Raw genomic sequence first — 16,159 nt, forward strand, 5'->3', positions numbered from 1 at the left:
CAAAAAACCCAGATTTCCCTATTATCATAAGAAAAAGGCAAAGAATCTATACTTCGCCTTTTTCATACTGCTATTCCTCAAGGAATGACAAGTCTCTGTCCAACCCCAATTTCATTCGATGTTAAGCCGTTTGCGCTTTTGATTTTTTCGACGCCTCCACCGTTACCATAATATTTCAAAGAAATACGATAAAGGTTTTCATTACTACCAACCGTATGCGTTTTTGCTACTGGTTTAGACTCCGGTTTTACTTCCGGTTTCTTCTCCGGCTTCGTTTCTACTTTTACTTCTGGTTTCTTTTCTGGTGTTGGATTGACATTCACTACTGGTTTAGATACTGGCTTCTCCTCAACTTTTGCTTCAGCTTCAGTTTTCACAGCACTCTTTTCGTCCTCATTACTAGTTGCTTTTTTTTCATCGTCTTTATCAGCATCAGCAGTTTTTTCAACTGGCTTTTCACTGTTCATTTCAAAGAGCGTGCCGGTTTCCCCACCTTTTGCTGACGTACGATCACCCGGAGTATAAAAATCGGAAATAATATACACTAAAATGAGTACCGGAATAAGTGTGAATAACCCAAGAATAACATTAATCATCGTATGGCTGGATTTCTTTTTAGGTTTACGACCTTTCCTATGCAATTCGCTACGCGATGGAAGCTTGCTAACCTCATGACCATCGTCTAGACCGATTTCCTTCCTGTGCTCTTCAAAGTCAGTCTTATAATCATCATTTTTCATCGCTACATTCTCCTATCACATCGTGCTATTCTTTCATTATGACGAATTTTGTCGTAAAAATCAAATACACCTTGCTGTATTTGCACCAACAGGATATTGGTTACTCAGAGGGGCGATTGAACTGCAACTTTCCTTGTTCCACGAGTCATCAGGCATAGTTCTTCAGAATGAAGTTAAATGGACAACAGGTTTCTTATCCAAGAAGCCCCGTCAACCTTTCCTCCCAATCCACCATTCGTTTATCCAACACGATTGTTTTTTGTACATCAAGCTTTAGACCATCCGCTGTTCCACAAACCGAACAGCAAAACTTCGGTTTCATTCCACATGCCTCGCCGAAAAAACCTAAAATCTCTTCCCGAATACATCTTTCAGAATGAACTAATCGAAGCATCGTCTGTAGTTGCGCTTCTTTTTCACGTATCAATTCAGACATACGAATAATGACATCTTCAATCGGCATCCGTTCGATGTAGTAGTCTATGACACGTTTTCCTGTTTCGCTAATCCGTGCCAGTTCAGCTGCTTCAGCAGGCGGATAGTTCTCTACGAGAAGACTTTTATAGTGCTTGATTTCCCATTCTTGAGGGAGATCGTCTTGGATAATGAAACGCGTTCTTCCTTCGTCATCGGACGAAAAAAGTAACGTCGCTGCCGCTAAATCACCATCACGTCCCGCACGCCCCACTTCCTGAATGTAACTTGCGATAGCTTGAGGTACATGTTCATGGATCACTTGACGGATATCGTCTTTATGTATACCCATTCCAAACGCATTTGTAGCACATATCCAGCTAATTTCACCAGTGATAAATTGTTCCTGAATGAACGCTCGATCTTCTTGCTCTTTGCCGGCGTGATAAGATGCCACAGAAACACCCTCCAGCTGAAGAAGCTGAGATAGTTCATCAGCCCGCTTTCGCGATGCCACATAAATGATTCCAGGACCCGCCGTCGTTACTATACGATTCTTAATCCACTCCGTTTTCATCATCCCATTATCAACTTTGACAATTGAATAAGAAATATTAGGGCGGTCCAACGAATGTTGATGAATTGCAGGCATTTGAAGTTGCAGATACCTGCAAATATCAGCCTTTACTTTATCATCGGCCGTTGCGGTAAGAGCCAAAATACCTGGTCGATTCAATCCTTCAAAAAATTCTCCTAGCCTCAAATATTCTGGTCTAAAATCAAATCCCCATTGAGAAATACAATGAGCCTCATCAACAACAATTAACGACAACTGAATGTTACGAAAATGAGCAGTCACATTTTTTTGCAACAACATTTCAGGTGATATAAAAATGAATTTATAGCTGCCTAATTCCCCCATTATTCTGTTTTTCTCCGAATAAGAAAGAAATGAGTTTAACGCAACAACCCTTTTTTCACCGTTCCTTTTCATGATTGCCACCTGGTCTTCCATCAACGCAACGAGTGGTGAAACGATTAAGACAGTACCTTCAAGTACATAGGCAGGTAATTGGTAGCAAAGTGACTTCCCTATACCTGTAGGTAAAATTGCAATCGTGTCCTTGCCCGCAATCACATCTCGAATGACATCTTCTTGTCCTGCCCTGAATTGATCAAAACCGAATCTCTCTTTTAATAATTTGTGAATAGCCATTAGTTGCCCCCTCCCGTCCGCGCACCTAAGATGAGACGAAGTTGAAAATAGGAAAGCGTTTCGAATTCAGATTTCAGCAAGCGAAGTCTACGGGTTCCAATTTCCTTCACTTTTCCAGCTACTGCTTCTGCATCTTCCTCAGAAACAAACTGTGTTAGCGGAAATTCTGTATCATTAATAGACATTTCTACAAAATGATCTTCAATTGTACTCTGTTTCAAGTTGCGCGCCATCGCAATTTCTTCAAGAGAAAAGCCACGATCAAAAAGTTGCTTCGTTTTTACAGAGGAATCCGTCAAATATGTCGAAACCTTGACGCTTTCAGCTATTTTTCGCAAAAAAGGCAAATCAGGAGACAGAATAATGACAGCAAGCATCATATGTAGACCTTCTATAAATAGTAGACGGATATCGAATGGATTTAGTTTCAAATTATCTGCTAACTGATCCCATGTCCAGCCTGTCAGTCCGAAACCACTTAAGCGATGAGTGATAATTGTTTTTTGTCTTTCATCCATTTCACTTCGAGTAATACATAGCCGAATTTCTTCGCTGACGCCTTTAGCAAATACTGGATCACTGATTCGCTGATTATGTAGTAGCATTTTAACAAAAGTTTGAATATCACGGTCTTTTTGAGCGGGCATAAACGATTTTTCCTTTGCTTTGAAATTCGAAACCGTCTGCACAACAAGCGATAACCTTCCGAAAAAAATCATTTCCCTTCCTCTATAATCCCAGCCGTTAAATCGGTAGGACGGTAATTTGCCAACTTCCACGCGACCTTGCTCCGTCAGTTTGACGAAAGAATCATCCATTGTTGAGATGAAACCCCTATCACTTAACTGTTTAGCCGCCTCATCGAATCGTTCAGCTGTCAGTTTTGGTACAATACCAAAGAATTCCTTCAAACCGTAGTATTCAACATCTTGCAGTGTTTGTCCCGATCGTTTGCCGCGTAATAGGTGAAGTCCCGCATAGATTGTTCGTTCACCGTCTATTCTGCCTATGATGGTTAATAGTATTGAAGATAGTTTCATTTTGAATTCCTCCGATTAACAAATGTTTTTTGTTGAAAACTCTTGTCAACATCATTAGAATGAAAGGTGAAGTAAATTGTTTGTACGGAGAAAAGAGGAGAGAAAGACTATGCCTAAATATACAATCGTTGATCAGGATACATGTATAGCGTGTGGTGCGTGTGGAGCTGCTGCCCCGGATATATACGATTATGATGATGAAGGAATTGCTTATGTTATCCTCGATGATAACATGGGAACAGCTGAAGTTCCAGAAGAACTGATGGAAGACCTAGAAGACGCTTTCGATGGCTGCCCAACCGATTCTATCAAAACCGCCGACGCACCATTTGATGGCGATGCACTTAAATACGAAGATTAACTAGGCAAGCGCTGTCGATAACAGAAGTCGCTTTAAAACTACGACAACTTGTCGTGCTGGCTTCCAGACAGACGTTACTCTACAATAGTGTTAAAGACTCGTGAGTGGCTCTACCAATTGGCTGAGAGACCACTGTCACGAAGCTAGATAAATCGAACGTGGAAAGGTCGTCCTGGAAAATCCCGGGACGACCTTTTTTTATATTATGAAGTTAATTGGGTACGCTGTTGTGCAATCCATTTTTTCATACTCTTGAAAAGCAGCATGGAAATAATCATTAGCATAATTCCCTTGATCAAGTTAAATGGTAGAACTCCTAAAACAATAAAAGTAGCTAACTCATTCCCTGCCATGGCTGGGAAATTCATGAAATACGTATACATTGGTAAAAACAGTAGGTAATTCAAGACACTCATGCCAATAGCCATCGAGACAGTTCCAGCAATGAGGCCTCCCGCTAGACCAATAGATGTTTTAAATTTATTAAAGATAAAATAAATCGGCATTATGAAAAGCACGCCTGTTGCAAAGTTTGCAATTTCACCAACAGGAACACCTGTCGGGCTACCTGACATGAACCAGTGCATTATATTTTTAAGCAGTTCGACCGCAATACCTGCTACAGGTCCCATCGTCATTATTGCCAAAACCGCTGGAATCTCACTGAAATCAATTTTCAGGAATCCAGGTAGTGCAGGTAATGGGAAGTTAAACTGCATCAAAACAGTTGCAATACTCCCTAACATCGCGATGAGAATCATCTTTCGCAACTTTTTGTTATTCATTTGTTCCTCTCTCCTTTTGCGATTCACTTCAAAAGAGGAAAGGCCGTTCCACCTTGTTTATGTCGACAAAAAATCCCAAAAGCAAATAAGCTCGAGGGATTTGAAAGGTATACTCAAATAGAGAGTAGAAAAGAGACTGTTTCTTTCTCTTTTAACCCACATTTAAATAAGCACCTCTTTTTGTAGACAACACAAAAAGATGGCCGCACCTTCACCTTCTCCCATCCAGACTATACTGTCGGCTCCGGAATTACACCGGTATCAGCTGTTAAGCTCGCGGGCTTGGAAAGTGACTTTCCTTTACCGCCGGTCGGGAATTACACCCTGCCCCGAAGATGAATCAATATTTTGTTACAACCTTATTGTATACAAAAAAAAGACCTTTGTAAACAAGGCTGTTTACAAAGGTCTTTCTATTTACTTCAATATAAGTGGAAGTGGATTAGATCCAACCGGTACCGGTAAAGGCTGGCTGAAGTTAAAACCGTTCCATTCTTCTTGAACGACATTTTCGAATTGAAGCTGTTCACCAAAATCAGCTGCTGTCAGGAGCATGCCCTCAACCATTTGCATCGCTTTTTCCGGCTCCATCGCGTCCAAATCCAGTGGTTGTGTGAATTTGATGGTCGTCAATTTGTCATCTGCCTTTACTTCAAAATTTAAAGTACTTGGAATGACTGGCTTGAAAACATCATTCGGCTTCACTTTCATTTGCTGTAATGCCTCGTTCAACGATGGCTGCGGTTGGGAAAAGTTCGATGTAAGAAACTGCTGTCCATCTTGTTGTTCAAACATATAGTAATTCAAATGATTACGACCACTTTTCAAAATCAACGGTGTGCTCGGTTGACCTACTTCAGAGAACATGGTCGCAGTTCCATCCTCGTTCTCAAATCGGACCTCCTGATAACCGTAAAACGTATCTTGTAAAGAGTCGAGATAGACTTCCATCGATCCCGAACCTATGTCATAACCATGACGTTGCGGTAGCTGGTGGATAATTACATGATCCTCTGCGGCGATGTTGCCTTTATAAGGATGATACTCTTGAAAACCTAGTGCACTTTCATCGAGACGATCCGCATACTTTTTGTACAAATCATAACTCGATGGCTCCAAGAAACCAATATCCTCATTGATTTGACTGTTCGGAATGATAAATGTAACGGCAATGCTTAAAGCTTGATCACCTGCAAGACCTAAATGGAATAGTGTACTATCGGTAACGTCTTCGGAGTAGACAGCAAAATGGTGTGTCCTCCCTGTTTCAGATGCCATCCTAGTAGAAAATCCATCCATTGTGCCCATTTCCGCTTCTTCATCCGTAATCGATTCATTTTCCAAACTCGCACCTCTTGCAGAAGGTTCGGCGTCCTCACTCTGCATCATTTTATGGTCGGTACTTTGGTCCTTCATTGATAATTCATTTTCACCAAACATAGAAGGAACCAACAGGCCGATAACAAGCAAAGCAGCAACAGCGACAAGTGCTGGCATCCATTTCTTTGATTTTTTACGGTGAGGCGTGTTCAGCCGTTCATCTTGCTTCAGCCGTGCCAGTATTTCCGACATTTGACGATTATCTGATATGTCAGGCACATCACCGAGGAGTTTTTCAATCTTGTTGTCGTTCCAATCTTTGTGGGTCATCTAGTTTCCCCCCTTCTGTCGGAAGAGCATTCAATTTCTTTTGTAATGCTTTGATCGCCCTATGTTGTGTTGTCTTCACTTTGCCTTCTGTCCAGCTAAGAATTTCGGCTGTTTCAGCTATGGAAAGATCTTGGAAATAGCGCATGATGATAACCATTTTCTGATCACCAGTACATGTATTAAGTGCTTGCAGCAGCTCTTGCATCTCTTCACTGAGTGCTACGATTTCTTCCGGCAGGATACCTGTCGATACGAGTTCGCTCTTTTCCCAGTCGAATTTATCGAACAGATGCTTTTTACGAACTGTATTTTTCCTGAAATGGTCGATTGCTACATTTTTAGCAATTGAAAAGAGCCATGTCTTCTCGGAACTTTTCCCCTCAAAACCGGCGTAAGCACGCAGTACCCTCACATAGACTTCATGCATGAGGTCCTCAGCATGGTCACGGTCTCTCGTCAAATAGATAAGAAACTTGAACACATCCTGATGGTACTGTTCGTAAAGCCGATGGAAAACGGAGTCGTCCATGAAATTCCCCCGTTCTATCAATTAGTCGTATTTCAAGCTATTAAGTTACATCTTTTTTAAAGGCAATATACAACTGAAAATTGTTCCTTCAGTGTCACCTTTTGTTGCAGCGATTTTGCCACCATGAGAGTCGATAATACTTTTGGCGATGGCGAGACCAAGACCTGTTCCGCCTTTTCCTCTAGTTCTCGCTTTATCTGCTTTGTAAAATCGTTCGAAGATATACGGTAAATCCTCTTGCGGAATTCCAACACCTGTATCCGTCACTGTTATTTCAATCATATCAACTTGTTTTTGTATTCCGAGTTTAACACTTCCCCCATCAGGTGTATGGCGGATTGCATTGTCTATTAAATTCGTCAATACTTGCTCCATACGGTCTTCATCTACATTTGAAATGAGTACTGTATCTTCCAAGAATTCGAAAGTCAAATCGACATTTGCTTCACGCGCAACTTGCATGAATTTATTGACTATCCGGTCGAGAAAAGGAATCATCGATAGATCGTCTTTGTAAAGTCGCATATGTCCTGATTCCATCCTTGCGAGATCGAGAAGATCCGTCACAAGTCGGCCCATCCTTTTCGATTCATCGTGTATGATCTGTACCATTTCGTCGCGCTCTTCATCACTTGTTATAACTCCATCAATAATGGCTTCACTATACCCCTGCAACATAGATATCGGTGTCCGAAGTTCATGAGATACGTTTGCTATGAAGTCGGATCTAAGTTTCTCAAGCTTATGCTGATCTGTCATATCACGTAAGACAGCAACTGCCCCACGAATACTATTTCCGCTATACAACGGGCTAATAGAGATTCCATAAAACTGTCCACCTAATTCTAATTCATCTTCAACTTCCTCAGCGAACGTAATAACATGTTCAAGCATATGAAAAATCGCCGGTGGGATATGATGGTTACCCTCTTGTGCGCCATTTTTAAAATACCAATTCTGCAATAACTGTTCAGCTTGTGGATTACTTAGCAGGATTGTATAATCTCGATTAAATGTAATGACAGCATCAGTCATCGATGTAAGGATGCTTGAAAGCTGCTCTTTATCCTGATTAATAAGTTCAACGTGGTATTTAAGCTGTCTACCCATCTGATTGAATGCAGTTGCAAGCTGGCCAATTTCATCATTTTGCATTACAGGCAATCTTGTATCGAAATTCCCTTTCGATAATTCAAATGCCGCCTGCCTCAATCCACGTAAAGGGGAAGTAATTCTTGTTGACAGGAAAAAGGCGAAAAATGTTGTTAAAATAAAGGCAATAAATGCTGATAAGAATACGATACGTGTAGTACTTTCTGTTGTCCTATGGACGGCTTCAAGGCTTTGATAAATGATAACTGAGCTACCGAGTTGCTCTCCTTTTTCAAGTGGATAGGATAGAACAAGGTATTGTTCCATGACATTCTCTTCATTAATCGAAGGTAAGATCATCTCTTTTACAACTTGTTTATTATTCTTTTCAGCGGCGTAAAACATGGATTCATAGAGCACTTTATTTTCTATTCTATCCTTGTTCAATCCTTTATGGAATGAATGCGTAACTTCCCCATTGGTATCGACAATCATCGCATTCGTTTCGTCGTCAAGAATGTCATCAATAATCAAGTTCATCGAAGTTTGACTTTCGTGATCATTAACAATTTTCCCGATCGTTGTTGCTTCCCTTCGCAATGATTCCTCAGCCTGTTGTGTATGGAAGTCATCTAGGAATTCAAGGAGCAAGGCAGTAACAATAAATAATACAAAAGAAACGAGAAGCAATATGGTTGCCCATAGCTTCCCGACAATTGAATTCCATATTCTATTCATTAGGAATCTCGAACTTGTAACCGACTCCCCAAACAGTAACAATCATTTTTGCTGCTTGTTCAGAAACGCGGCTTAGCTTTTCACGTAGCCGTTTGACATGCGTATCTACAGTACGGAGATCTCCGAAAAATTCATAATGCCACACTTCTTTTAACAGCTGTTCTCTGTCGAATACTTTGTCAGGCGACTTCGCAAGAAAATAGAGCAATTCGTACTCTTTCGGCGTCAGCCCAACTTCTTCTCCTTCAGCTGTAACCCGGTGTGCATCGTGATCTATCGTTAATTGAGGGAAGACGACCAAGTCCTTCGATGTAGATGATGAAGCGGCACCTGGAAACGTAACAGACCTTCTAAGAATTGCTTTAACCCGCAGAACAACTTCACGCGGACTAAAAGGCTTCACTATGTAATCATCAGCACCCGACTCAAAACCAGTTACTCTGTCTGACTCTTCGCCTTTTGCCGTCAGCATCATGACAGGCGTCATAATTTTCTTTTCTCTTAGTTCTTCTAGCACTTCTAATCCATCTTTTTCAGGCATCATCAAATCGAGTAAAATACAATCATAGTTATTCACAAGCGCTTTTTCGAGTGCATCCGCGCCATCGACAGCCTCTTCGACTTCATACCCTTCACGAGTAAGATACATATTTAACAGACGACGGATTCTTTCCTCGTCGTCTACTACTAACAACGTCACTTTTTCTTCCATAAATGATTACCCCTTTCAACTAGCTACTATCCTCATTGTACAAGTCGTTGTGCAAAAAAGAAACAGAAAAGCCGTAGCGACGTTCTTAAGCGCAACTTCAAAATGGCGAACCGGTGTCTAGTAAGATCAAAAGTGAACACACAACCAAGCATATACTTTCGCCAACCGATCATAATCGACGCATGACCAAGCATATACTCTTGACTACCGATCATAAACCCCACATGAACGAGCATATAACCTTGCAACCAATCATAAACGACACACAAACGAGCATAACCTTGCAACCGATCATAATCGGCGTACGAACGAGCATATAACCTTGCCAACCGATCATAATCGACACACACCCACCATATACCCTTACCAACCGATCATAAACGGCCCCAAGCACTTGACTTGAAACCTCGAAGTTACAACACATTGACATTACCGAATCTTATAATCCCCCTTTATATATGTTGAGCCAATGTATAGCATAAACTAAGCACCGAAGTAGATTTGAAGGGGATTTTTATTTTCACTTATAAAACAAAAAAACTGCCTAGTAGTTAGATAACTACTAGGCAGTTCTCGCTTAAGCGTATGAATGCAACCCTGCGATGATCAAATTCACGGCAATCAGGTTAAACATAATGATGACGAAACCGATAACCGCAAGCCATGCCGATTTTTCGCCATCCCAACCGCGTGATAAACGCACGTGAAGGAATGCAGCATAGAATAACCATGTGATAAGGGCCCATACTTCTTTTGGATCCCATCCCCAGAACCTTGACCACGCTTCGTGAGCCCAGATCATTGCGAAAATGAGAGCACCTAGTGTAAAGATAGGGAAACCAATCATAACCGCACGGTATCCAATTTCATCCATTAGTTGCGAATTCGCTTTTTTAGCGAATGGCTGCAACAATGCCGCAATTGGACGACGGAAAATGAGTCTAAGAATCAAGTAGAGAATGATTCCGCTTGCGATTGACCAGACGAACGTCGTCAGCGTCTTCGCATTGACGATTGGTGGCATTTCAGCCCAAGGCGTCATCGCGTCCGGTGTTAGCGATTCATAGCCAGACATACCGAAAAGTGGTGGATAATTGTACTCAATTTTAGCAGCTTGTTCATTTTTATCAATATAAGTGAAATGTGCTTCATAGCCAGTCAATTTAAACGTTGACGAAGATAATACGAAACCGACTACTAAGATAAGCGTGAAAATAACCGCCTCTAGCCAGAACCGCTGTTTCGACTTTTTCGTCAAATCGATATTCTTCAATAAATAGATTAACCCAGCTACGGCACTAATCGCGAGGATCGATTCACCAAGTGCAGCTGTAATTACATGAACTGTCAACCAGTAACTTTTCAGTGCTGGAATAAGTGGTGTAATTTCCTTCGGGAACATACTTGCATAGCCGATAATAATAATCGCAATCGGCAAAGCAAACAAGCCGAGTGATGGTGTTCTATATAAGTAATACAGAAGAATGAATGCCCCAACGAGCATCATCCCAAAGGCAGTCGTAAATTCGAACATATTACTTACTGGTGCGTGACCTGATGCAATCCAGCGTGTGATGAAGTAACCTACATGGGTAATGAATCCGATGACCGTGATGGTAATCGCAATTTTTCCCCAACGGTTATTTTTATAAGATGCTTCAGATTTAGCGCCTTTCACCGCGCCGCCAAAAAATAGCGTCGCGACGAGGTAAGCGATAAATGAAACTAACAGCAAGTTAGCGCTTAACGATGCAAGTCCCATTATACTTTGTCCACTTCCTTATCTCGCAAGATAGATTCCTTGTCCTGTCTGTCTTCATAGGACGGTAAATTAGCAACGTCTTTCACTTGATCTAACTCTTTTTTCAAGGAGAACCAGTTTTTATTCGTATGTCCTGCAACTAGTAGCTCTCCATTAGGTCCTTTTTGAATCCAGATTCGTCGATGATTCCAATAAGATCCTTGCGAAACACCAATCATAAAGATAATTCCTCCTAGTAAAAGGAGATATAATGTTTTATCTTTGCGTACTGTCAGCCCAGATATATCACGGGTTTCTGCACTAACGAATTTCACCTTATAATCGTTGACTTCCGTTTCAAGCGTTTGTTTGATGGCGACGAAACTCATCTCGCCGTCCGGCTTGGCTGGGGTCACCATTTTAAAGATGAATGCTGGATTATTCGGTACTGGAGATTTCGATTTCGGTTCTCCGTCTTCAATCCCGTCATAATCCGGATAATAATCGCTCAAAATAACGCGCGCGCCATTATCAAGTTCATATTCACGTTCCGGATTAGTAAGATCGACTGTAAACTCCCCAAGTGAAGATTCCGTAGCTTTTTCAGTTAATTGGAATGTCATCGATTTTAATTCATCTAAACGAAAATCCATTTGGAAAACGTTGAATCCATCAAATTTCAATGGCTTATTAACAATGATAGAGTATTCTTTAACGAAGTCCATTTCATCAGATCCTGGAAGACCGCCTTCAGGTGTCTGATATAGAGCGACATCCGTCTGATAGTTTTTCGCAATCATGCCGACACGTTCAAGCGCATCGCCGAATACCTCATCAGCTTCCTCTTTCGTGTAGTTTTCCATAATGAAATTTTTGCTTTCCAAATAATAACCTTCTGCACCTGGAATAGAGCGTGTTTCCCCTTCGCGAATCCACATTGTTTCATCAACATAAAACCCAGGGATACCGCGCAGTAGAATACCAAACAGAAAAATGATAAGTCCTAAATGATTGACGTACGGACCCCATCTTGAAAAACGGTTTTTCTCTGCAAGCAAAGCTCCGTCTTCGATTTTCACATTGTAACGAAGTTCCTTCAGTTTCCCCTCAGCTTTTATAAGTGCAGCTTCTGGGTCTTCCGACGGTCCTTCACCATAGACTCGTTGTTTTTTCATGAATGAAGGATGGCGTTTTGTACGTTGCCTTTTCAATGATTTATAAAGCGGTATAACTCGGTCGACACTGGCAATAATGATGGAAGTTCCAAGCATCCCGACCAACGTGATGAACCACCAGCTATTATACATGTCATGAAAACCAAGTTTGTAATAAATCGTGCCTGCCAATCCATAAAGCCGTTCGTAGTAAGCCGCATACTCCGCCTCAGTTGACGCGGCTACATACAGTTTCTGCGGAAAAATAGTGCCTATCGCAGCAGTTGCGAGAACGGCAACGATAATACTAATTCCAATTTTTACACTCGAAAAGAAATTCCATATTTTATCGATGATCGACCGTTTATATGTCTGCGATCTTCTTGCCGCACCTTCGTAACGCATGTCGACAAGTTTGCTTTCTTTCGCTTCTTCAGTCTGCGGTCTACCACATCGCTCACAAAGCACTGTGCCAAATGGATTATCATGACCGCACTGGCATTTGATTTTGCTCATTTTGGATTTACTCCTTATTAGGGTTGAATGCTTTCCATGAGTGAAATTATCTCATTTTCAGACATTTCCCTTGTTATAATTTGTTCGATTTTACCGTCTTTATTGATAAGGAAAGTCGTAGGAAGTGGCACTATATTATAGACTTCCTTAACGCTCTTATCTTTATCAATAGCGATTGGGAAAGACAGGCCATACTGGTCTCTGAACGTTTCAACCTTCAAATTAGACTCTGCGATATTGATGGCAAGGATATTGACACCTTTTTCTTCGAATGCTTTATGTTGATTTTCCATGTATGGCATTTCTTTTTTACATGGTCCGCACCAAGTTCCCCAAAAATTCAAGAAAACTCCCTCACCTTTATAATCAGAAAGTCGTTGTTTGTTACCTTCCAAATCGACAAGCTCAAAATCGGGTGCTTTATCTCCAACTGCTAATACCTTCACTTTATCTTTTGAAGCGATTGTATAGACAACTGCCGAGACGAGAAGTAACAGGACGATTGTCCTTATAATAAGACGTGTTTTCTTTTGATCCGCCTTAGCCATACGTAATGCCTCCTTACAATAAATAAGTTCTGCCTTTAATTATAACAAATAGACCTTTGTATAAACGCATCATAATTGAAGGGATTGTGAACAATTGTCGTAATCAGTAGAAGTCTCCTACTAGTTACGGCAAGCCCCAGGCGGATGTCACAAATTTTGAAAGGAGTTTGGGAAGGCAACCTGAGTTCGCCGCGTCCTGCGGCTACAAGCGCAATTCAAAATTTAGACGCAATTAAATCGAGGCGCAATTGACTCACAATCAGCCTATTTTACCTGTTTCCGCGAGTACACGTAGCTGTTTCACTTCATGTTTTGTTAATTCCCGAGCTTCTCCAGCATTCATTCCGTGAGTTGTTACGTTACCAAATGATTCCCTGCGAAGTTTTTGGACCGGACATCCAATTGCATCGAACATACGGCGTACTTGACGATTTCTTCCTTCATGTATTGTAATCTCAATAAGCGCAGTTTCAGTTTTTTTATCTACTGACTGCATTTTTATATGTGCAGGGGCAGTTTTACCGTCTTCTAGGTCAATTCCAGTCTCAAGTTTGCGCAACGCTTCACGACTAGGGATTCCTTTTACTTTTGCAATATACTTTTTCTTAATACCGAATTTCGGATGTGTCATTAAGTAAGAGAAATCGCCATCATTCGTCATGATAATAACACCGGATGTATCATAGTCTAGACGTCCAACCGGAAAAATCCGTTGTTCGATTTGCGGGAATAGGTCTAACACCGTCTTCCTGCCTTTCTCGTCATCCACTGTCGAAATGATTCCTCTTGGTTTATATAATAAGAAATAGACGTAAGTCTCTTTAACAAGCTGAACTCCTTCAACTTCTACACGATCCGAACTAGATACCTTTGTTCCAAGCTCTGTTACGACGACACCGTTCACTTTCACTTTTCCTGCAACAATTAGTGTTTCTGATTTTCTACGTGATGCCACGCCTGCTTGTGCCAACACTTTCTGTAATCTTTCCATTAAGTCACCCCATCTTCATTCTGTAAGAAAAGCGGAAGGCGCCCGCTAGACGCGATGGTCATAAGTCAATCCAGCGACGTGGCACTCTTTGCCACATAGCTGGATTGCTTATGAGCCAAGCGGCTGGCGCCTGAAGTCTAGACACTGTTCCATGTCAAGAAACTTATACTTTCTTACCTTTGAAAAAATTATGTCACACTTTGTAGCAAATGAAAAGAAGACTGACCTATATGGCGTCAGTCTTCCCCAAACCGTCACAATTGCATATTTTCGATTAATATTCGCTTGAAGTTTGCTGTGTTTTTTGCCATTGGTAACAAGTTCATTGTTTTATAAGTACTTCCGTCGTAATAAGTGGCTCATTACTGAGTGACACGGTCCAATGCCCTGTACTTTTTTCATTTTTTCCACGGGGGATAATAATAACATTTGATAGTTTCGATTTCTCCCCTTTTTTCAATAACAAACGGATTGGCTTGGACAGTTCTGCTTCTACACCGGGTAGAATATCATATACCCCTTTTTTAGCGACAGTCACCAACTTGAATGAGGAAAACACGTTATTGGCCAAACTTTTATGTGTATTCCAGTCGTCACCATCGTTCAGAGTGACAACGATGATGTTTTTGCCATCTTTCTCGAAATAAGTTGCAAGCGTTCTGCCCGCGGCTTTTGTAAAACCAGTCTTTCCTGCAATCGCAGTCGATTCGGAATGTAGGAGGCGGTGTTTGTTACGCCAGCTATAAGCTTGAACCTCCCCCTGATAACTAAAATTCTTTGTGGTAGCAATAGTACGAAACTGGTCATTTTCCATAGCATAATGTAGCATGAGCGCTGTTTCGTATGCAGTAGACAAGTGACGTTCATCATGCAGACCTGACGGATTCGAAAAGACAGTATCATTCAATCCATACAACAGTGCCTTGTCGTTCATCAGGTCCACGAAGCCGTCCATTGAACCGCCCGCGTGTTCTGCTAACGCACGCGCTGCATCGTTGCCTGACCGTAGCATTAGACCAGTTAGCAGGGCATCTGCTTCAATCTTCATCCCTTGCGGTAAATAAAGGGACGAACCTTCGGCCGAAGCAGCTTGTGGCGAAATTATGACGTCTCCGGGCTCTGTAACACTTTCAAGGAACGTAAAAGCCGTCCAGATTTTTGTTAGACTGGCTATCGGCAGTCTAACGTTTTCATTATGACCTTCCAACAATCTGCCTGTATCAGCGTCAATAACAGCCCATGCTTGGCCGGACGCAGCGACTTCTTTCAAACCTCCGCCAACTAGTAACGTGAAAAATAGGACAACGATTATCGCCCGTTTCAAGAAATGCTTCCTCCTCCATCATTTTCCATCGCAAACGCTTCTTGGAACTTTGTCATGAACAAGTCTGTTTCAACTGTCTCGCCTTCTTCTTCCTGCGAAAGGGGTGGCAATCCATTTAGTGATGCCAAACCGAAACGGTCCAGGAACAAGTCTGTTGTGCCAAAGAGAATCGCTCGTCCACTTCCTTCCGATCGACCTTTTTCCATTATGAGTCCCTTGGCAATTAGCGTATTGATAGGTCCCTCGGATTTAACACCCCGAAGATCGTCAATTTCAACACGTGTCACAGGTTGCCTATATGCGATAATTGCCAATACTTCAAGTGATGCCTGGGTCATGGATTTCGGAGATGGATTTTCCAACAACCGTTTTATATCTTCCGCGAAGTCAGCTTTCGTCACAAGACGATATGCCCCTCCAAACTGCTTCAGCATAATGCCGCTCTCTTTGCGCTCTTCATAACTCATACGTAGCCAGTCAATTGCCTCAGTAACCTCTGATTCTTTACGCTCAGCTAGAGATGTTAACTGTTTAATCGTTAACCCTTCATCCCCTACTATGAATAAAAAACTTTCGATCATCCCAGGCAAACGGTCTTTAAATTCCAT

At 41.6% G+C, this 16,159-nt stretch carries 16 protein-coding genes and 1 riboswitch; of the genes, 1 reads left to right on the top strand and 15 read right to left on the bottom strand.

The annotated features are described in order from the left end of the window. Nucleotides 1–77: 77 nt before the first annotated feature. From AZE41_RS13630 to AZE41_RS13640, 3 genes are all read right to left on the bottom strand, one after another. Nucleotides 78–740, bottom strand: coding sequence for a LysM peptidoglycan-binding domain-containing protein (locus tag AZE41_RS13630; RefSeq protein ID WP_067210423.1), 663 nt, complete (start codon nucleotides 738–740; stop codon nucleotides 78–80). Between the two features lie 193 nt (nucleotides 741–933). Then, nucleotides 934–2,370: a RecQ family ATP-dependent DNA helicase gene (locus AZE41_RS13635; RefSeq protein ID WP_067210425.1), complete on the bottom strand. Its 1,437-nt coding sequence runs from the start codon at nucleotides 2,368–2,370 to the stop codon at nucleotides 934–936. Further along, nucleotides 2,370–3,410, bottom strand: coding sequence for a YpbB family protein (locus AZE41_RS13640; RefSeq protein WP_067210428.1), 1,041 nt, complete (start codon nucleotides 3,408–3,410; stop codon nucleotides 2,370–2,372). The genes AZE41_RS13635 and AZE41_RS13640 overlap by 1 nt, the downstream gene beginning before the upstream one ends. A 109-nt stretch (nucleotides 3,411–3,519) precedes the next feature. On the opposite strand from AZE41_RS13640, the gene AZE41_RS13645 reads away from it, so the two are divergent. Next, nucleotides 3,520–3,771, top strand: coding sequence for a ferredoxin (locus tag AZE41_RS13645; protein WP_067210431.1), 252 nt, complete (start codon nucleotides 3,520–3,522; stop codon nucleotides 3,769–3,771). 203 nt (nucleotides 3,772–3,974) lie between these two features. On the opposite strand, the gene AZE41_RS13650 is transcribed toward AZE41_RS13645, so the two are convergent. From AZE41_RS13650 to scpB, 12 genes are all read right to left on the bottom strand, one after another. Then, on the bottom strand, nucleotides 3,975–4,556 hold the full coding sequence (locus AZE41_RS13650) for an ECF transporter S component (protein ID WP_067210434.1): 582 nt from the start codon (nucleotides 4,554–4,556) through the stop codon (nucleotides 3,975–3,977). A gap of 209 nt (nucleotides 4,557–4,765) precedes the next feature. Beyond that, a riboswitch (FMN riboswitch) is annotated at nucleotides 4,766–4,897 on the bottom strand. Nucleotides 4,898–4,973: 76 nt separating this feature from the next. Further along, nucleotides 4,974–6,206: a hypothetical protein gene (locus tag AZE41_RS13655; RefSeq protein WP_067210440.1), complete on the bottom strand. Its 1,233-nt coding sequence runs from the start codon at nucleotides 6,204–6,206 to the stop codon at nucleotides 4,974–4,976. After that, on the bottom strand, nucleotides 6,172–6,735 hold the full coding sequence (gene sigX, locus AZE41_RS13660) for an RNA polymerase sigma factor SigX (RefSeq protein ID WP_067210443.1): 564 nt from the start codon (nucleotides 6,733–6,735) through the stop codon (nucleotides 6,172–6,174). The genes AZE41_RS13655 and sigX overlap by 35 nt, the downstream gene beginning before the upstream one ends. A 45-nt stretch (nucleotides 6,736–6,780) precedes the next feature. Continuing rightward, entirely contained in the window at nucleotides 6,781–8,565 is a 1,785-nt protein-coding gene (locus tag AZE41_RS13665; protein ID WP_067210446.1) for an ATP-binding protein, read from the bottom strand. Continuing rightward, the gene (locus tag AZE41_RS13670; protein ID WP_067210448.1) at nucleotides 8,558–9,277 is read right to left on the bottom strand and encodes a response regulator transcription factor; all 720 of its coding nucleotides are present in this window, start codon (nucleotides 9,275–9,277) and stop codon (nucleotides 8,558–8,560) included. The genes AZE41_RS13665 and AZE41_RS13670 overlap by 8 nt, the downstream gene beginning before the upstream one ends. A gap of 32 nt (nucleotides 9,278–9,309) precedes the next feature. Next, nucleotides 9,310–9,627, bottom strand: a complete 318-nt coding sequence (locus tag AZE41_RS22810) for a hypothetical protein (RefSeq protein ID WP_187045148.1) — start codon at nucleotides 9,625–9,627, stop codon at nucleotides 9,310–9,312. Nucleotides 9,628–9,854: 227 nt separating this feature from the next. Next, nucleotides 9,855–11,039: a c-type cytochrome biogenesis protein CcsB gene (ccsB, locus tag AZE41_RS13675; RefSeq protein WP_067210451.1), complete on the bottom strand. Its 1,185-nt coding sequence runs from the start codon at nucleotides 11,037–11,039 to the stop codon at nucleotides 9,855–9,857. After that, complete coding sequence (gene resB, locus AZE41_RS13680) at nucleotides 11,039–12,688, bottom strand: cytochrome c biogenesis protein ResB (protein ID WP_067210454.1); 1,650 nt, start codon at nucleotides 12,686–12,688, stop codon at nucleotides 11,039–11,041. The genes ccsB and resB overlap by 1 nt, the downstream gene beginning before the upstream one ends. A gap of 17 nt (nucleotides 12,689–12,705) precedes the next feature. Beyond that, the gene (resA, locus tag AZE41_RS13685; protein ID WP_067210457.1) at nucleotides 12,706–13,236 is read right to left on the bottom strand and encodes a thiol-disulfide oxidoreductase ResA; all 531 of its coding nucleotides are present in this window, start codon (nucleotides 13,234–13,236) and stop codon (nucleotides 12,706–12,708) included. Nucleotides 13,237–13,495: 259 nt separating this feature from the next. Next, complete coding sequence (locus AZE41_RS13690) at nucleotides 13,496–14,227, bottom strand: pseudouridine synthase (RefSeq protein ID WP_067210459.1); 732 nt, start codon at nucleotides 14,225–14,227, stop codon at nucleotides 13,496–13,498. A gap of 322 nt (nucleotides 14,228–14,549) precedes the next feature. Continuing rightward, nucleotides 14,550–15,551 (bottom strand): D-alanyl-D-alanine carboxypeptidase family protein, encoded by a 1,002-nt coding sequence (locus AZE41_RS13695; protein WP_067210462.1) that lies wholly within the window; start codon nucleotides 15,549–15,551, stop codon nucleotides 14,550–14,552. After that, entirely contained in the window at nucleotides 15,548–16,159 is a 612-nt protein-coding gene (scpB, locus tag AZE41_RS13700; protein ID WP_067210465.1) for an SMC-Scp complex subunit ScpB, read from the bottom strand. The genes AZE41_RS13695 and scpB overlap by 4 nt, the downstream gene beginning before the upstream one ends.

The organism is Sporosarcina psychrophila, assembly GCF_001590685.1.
Lineage (GTDB): Bacteria > Bacillota > Bacilli > Bacillales_A > Planococcaceae > Sporosarcina > Sporosarcina psychrophila.

Coding starts and splice junctions, on each gene's coding strand:
- AZE41_RS13630 (WP_067210423.1), bottom strand. CDS start 740: ATGAAAAATGATGATTATAAGACTGACTTTGAAGAGCACAGGAAGGAA.
- scpB (WP_067210465.1), bottom strand. CDS start 16,159: ATGGAATTTAAAGACCGTTTGCCTGGGATGATCGAAAGTTTTTTATTC.
- AZE41_RS13665 (WP_067210446.1), bottom strand. CDS start 8,565: ATGAATAGAATATGGAATTCAATTGTCGGGAAGCTATGGGCAACCATA.
- AZE41_RS13650 (WP_067210434.1), bottom strand. CDS start 4,556: ATGAATAACAAAAAGTTGCGAAAGATGATTCTCATCGCGATGTTAGGG.
- ccsB (WP_067210451.1), bottom strand. CDS start 11,039: ATGGGACTTGCATCGTTAAGCGCTAACTTGCTGTTAGTTTCATTTATC.
- AZE41_RS13640 (WP_067210428.1), bottom strand. CDS start 3,410: ATGAAACTATCTTCAATACTATTAACCATCATAGGCAGAATAGACGGT.
- AZE41_RS13635 (WP_067210425.1), bottom strand. CDS start 2,370: ATGGCTATTCACAAATTATTAAAAGAGAGATTCGGTTTTGATCAATTC.
- resA (WP_067210457.1), bottom strand. CDS start 13,236: ATGGCTAAGGCGGATCAAAAGAAAACACGTCTTATTATAAGGACAATC.
- AZE41_RS13655 (WP_067210440.1), bottom strand. CDS start 6,206: ATGACCCACAAAGATTGGAACGACAACAAGATTGAAAAACTCCTCGGT.
- AZE41_RS13645 (WP_067210431.1), top strand. CDS start 3,520: ATGCCTAAATATACAATCGTTGATCAGGATACATGTATAGCGTGTGGT.
- resB (WP_067210454.1), bottom strand. CDS start 12,688: ATGAGCAAAATCAAATGCCAGTGCGGTCATGATAATCCATTTGGCACA.
- sigX (WP_067210443.1), bottom strand. CDS start 6,735: ATGGACGACTCCGTTTTCCATCGGCTTTACGAACAGTACCATCAGGAT.
- AZE41_RS13670 (WP_067210448.1), bottom strand. CDS start 9,277: ATGGAAGAAAAAGTGACGTTGTTAGTAGTAGACGACGAGGAAAGAATC.
- AZE41_RS13690 (WP_067210459.1), bottom strand. CDS start 14,227: ATGGAAAGATTACAGAAAGTGTTGGCACAAGCAGGCGTGGCATCACGT.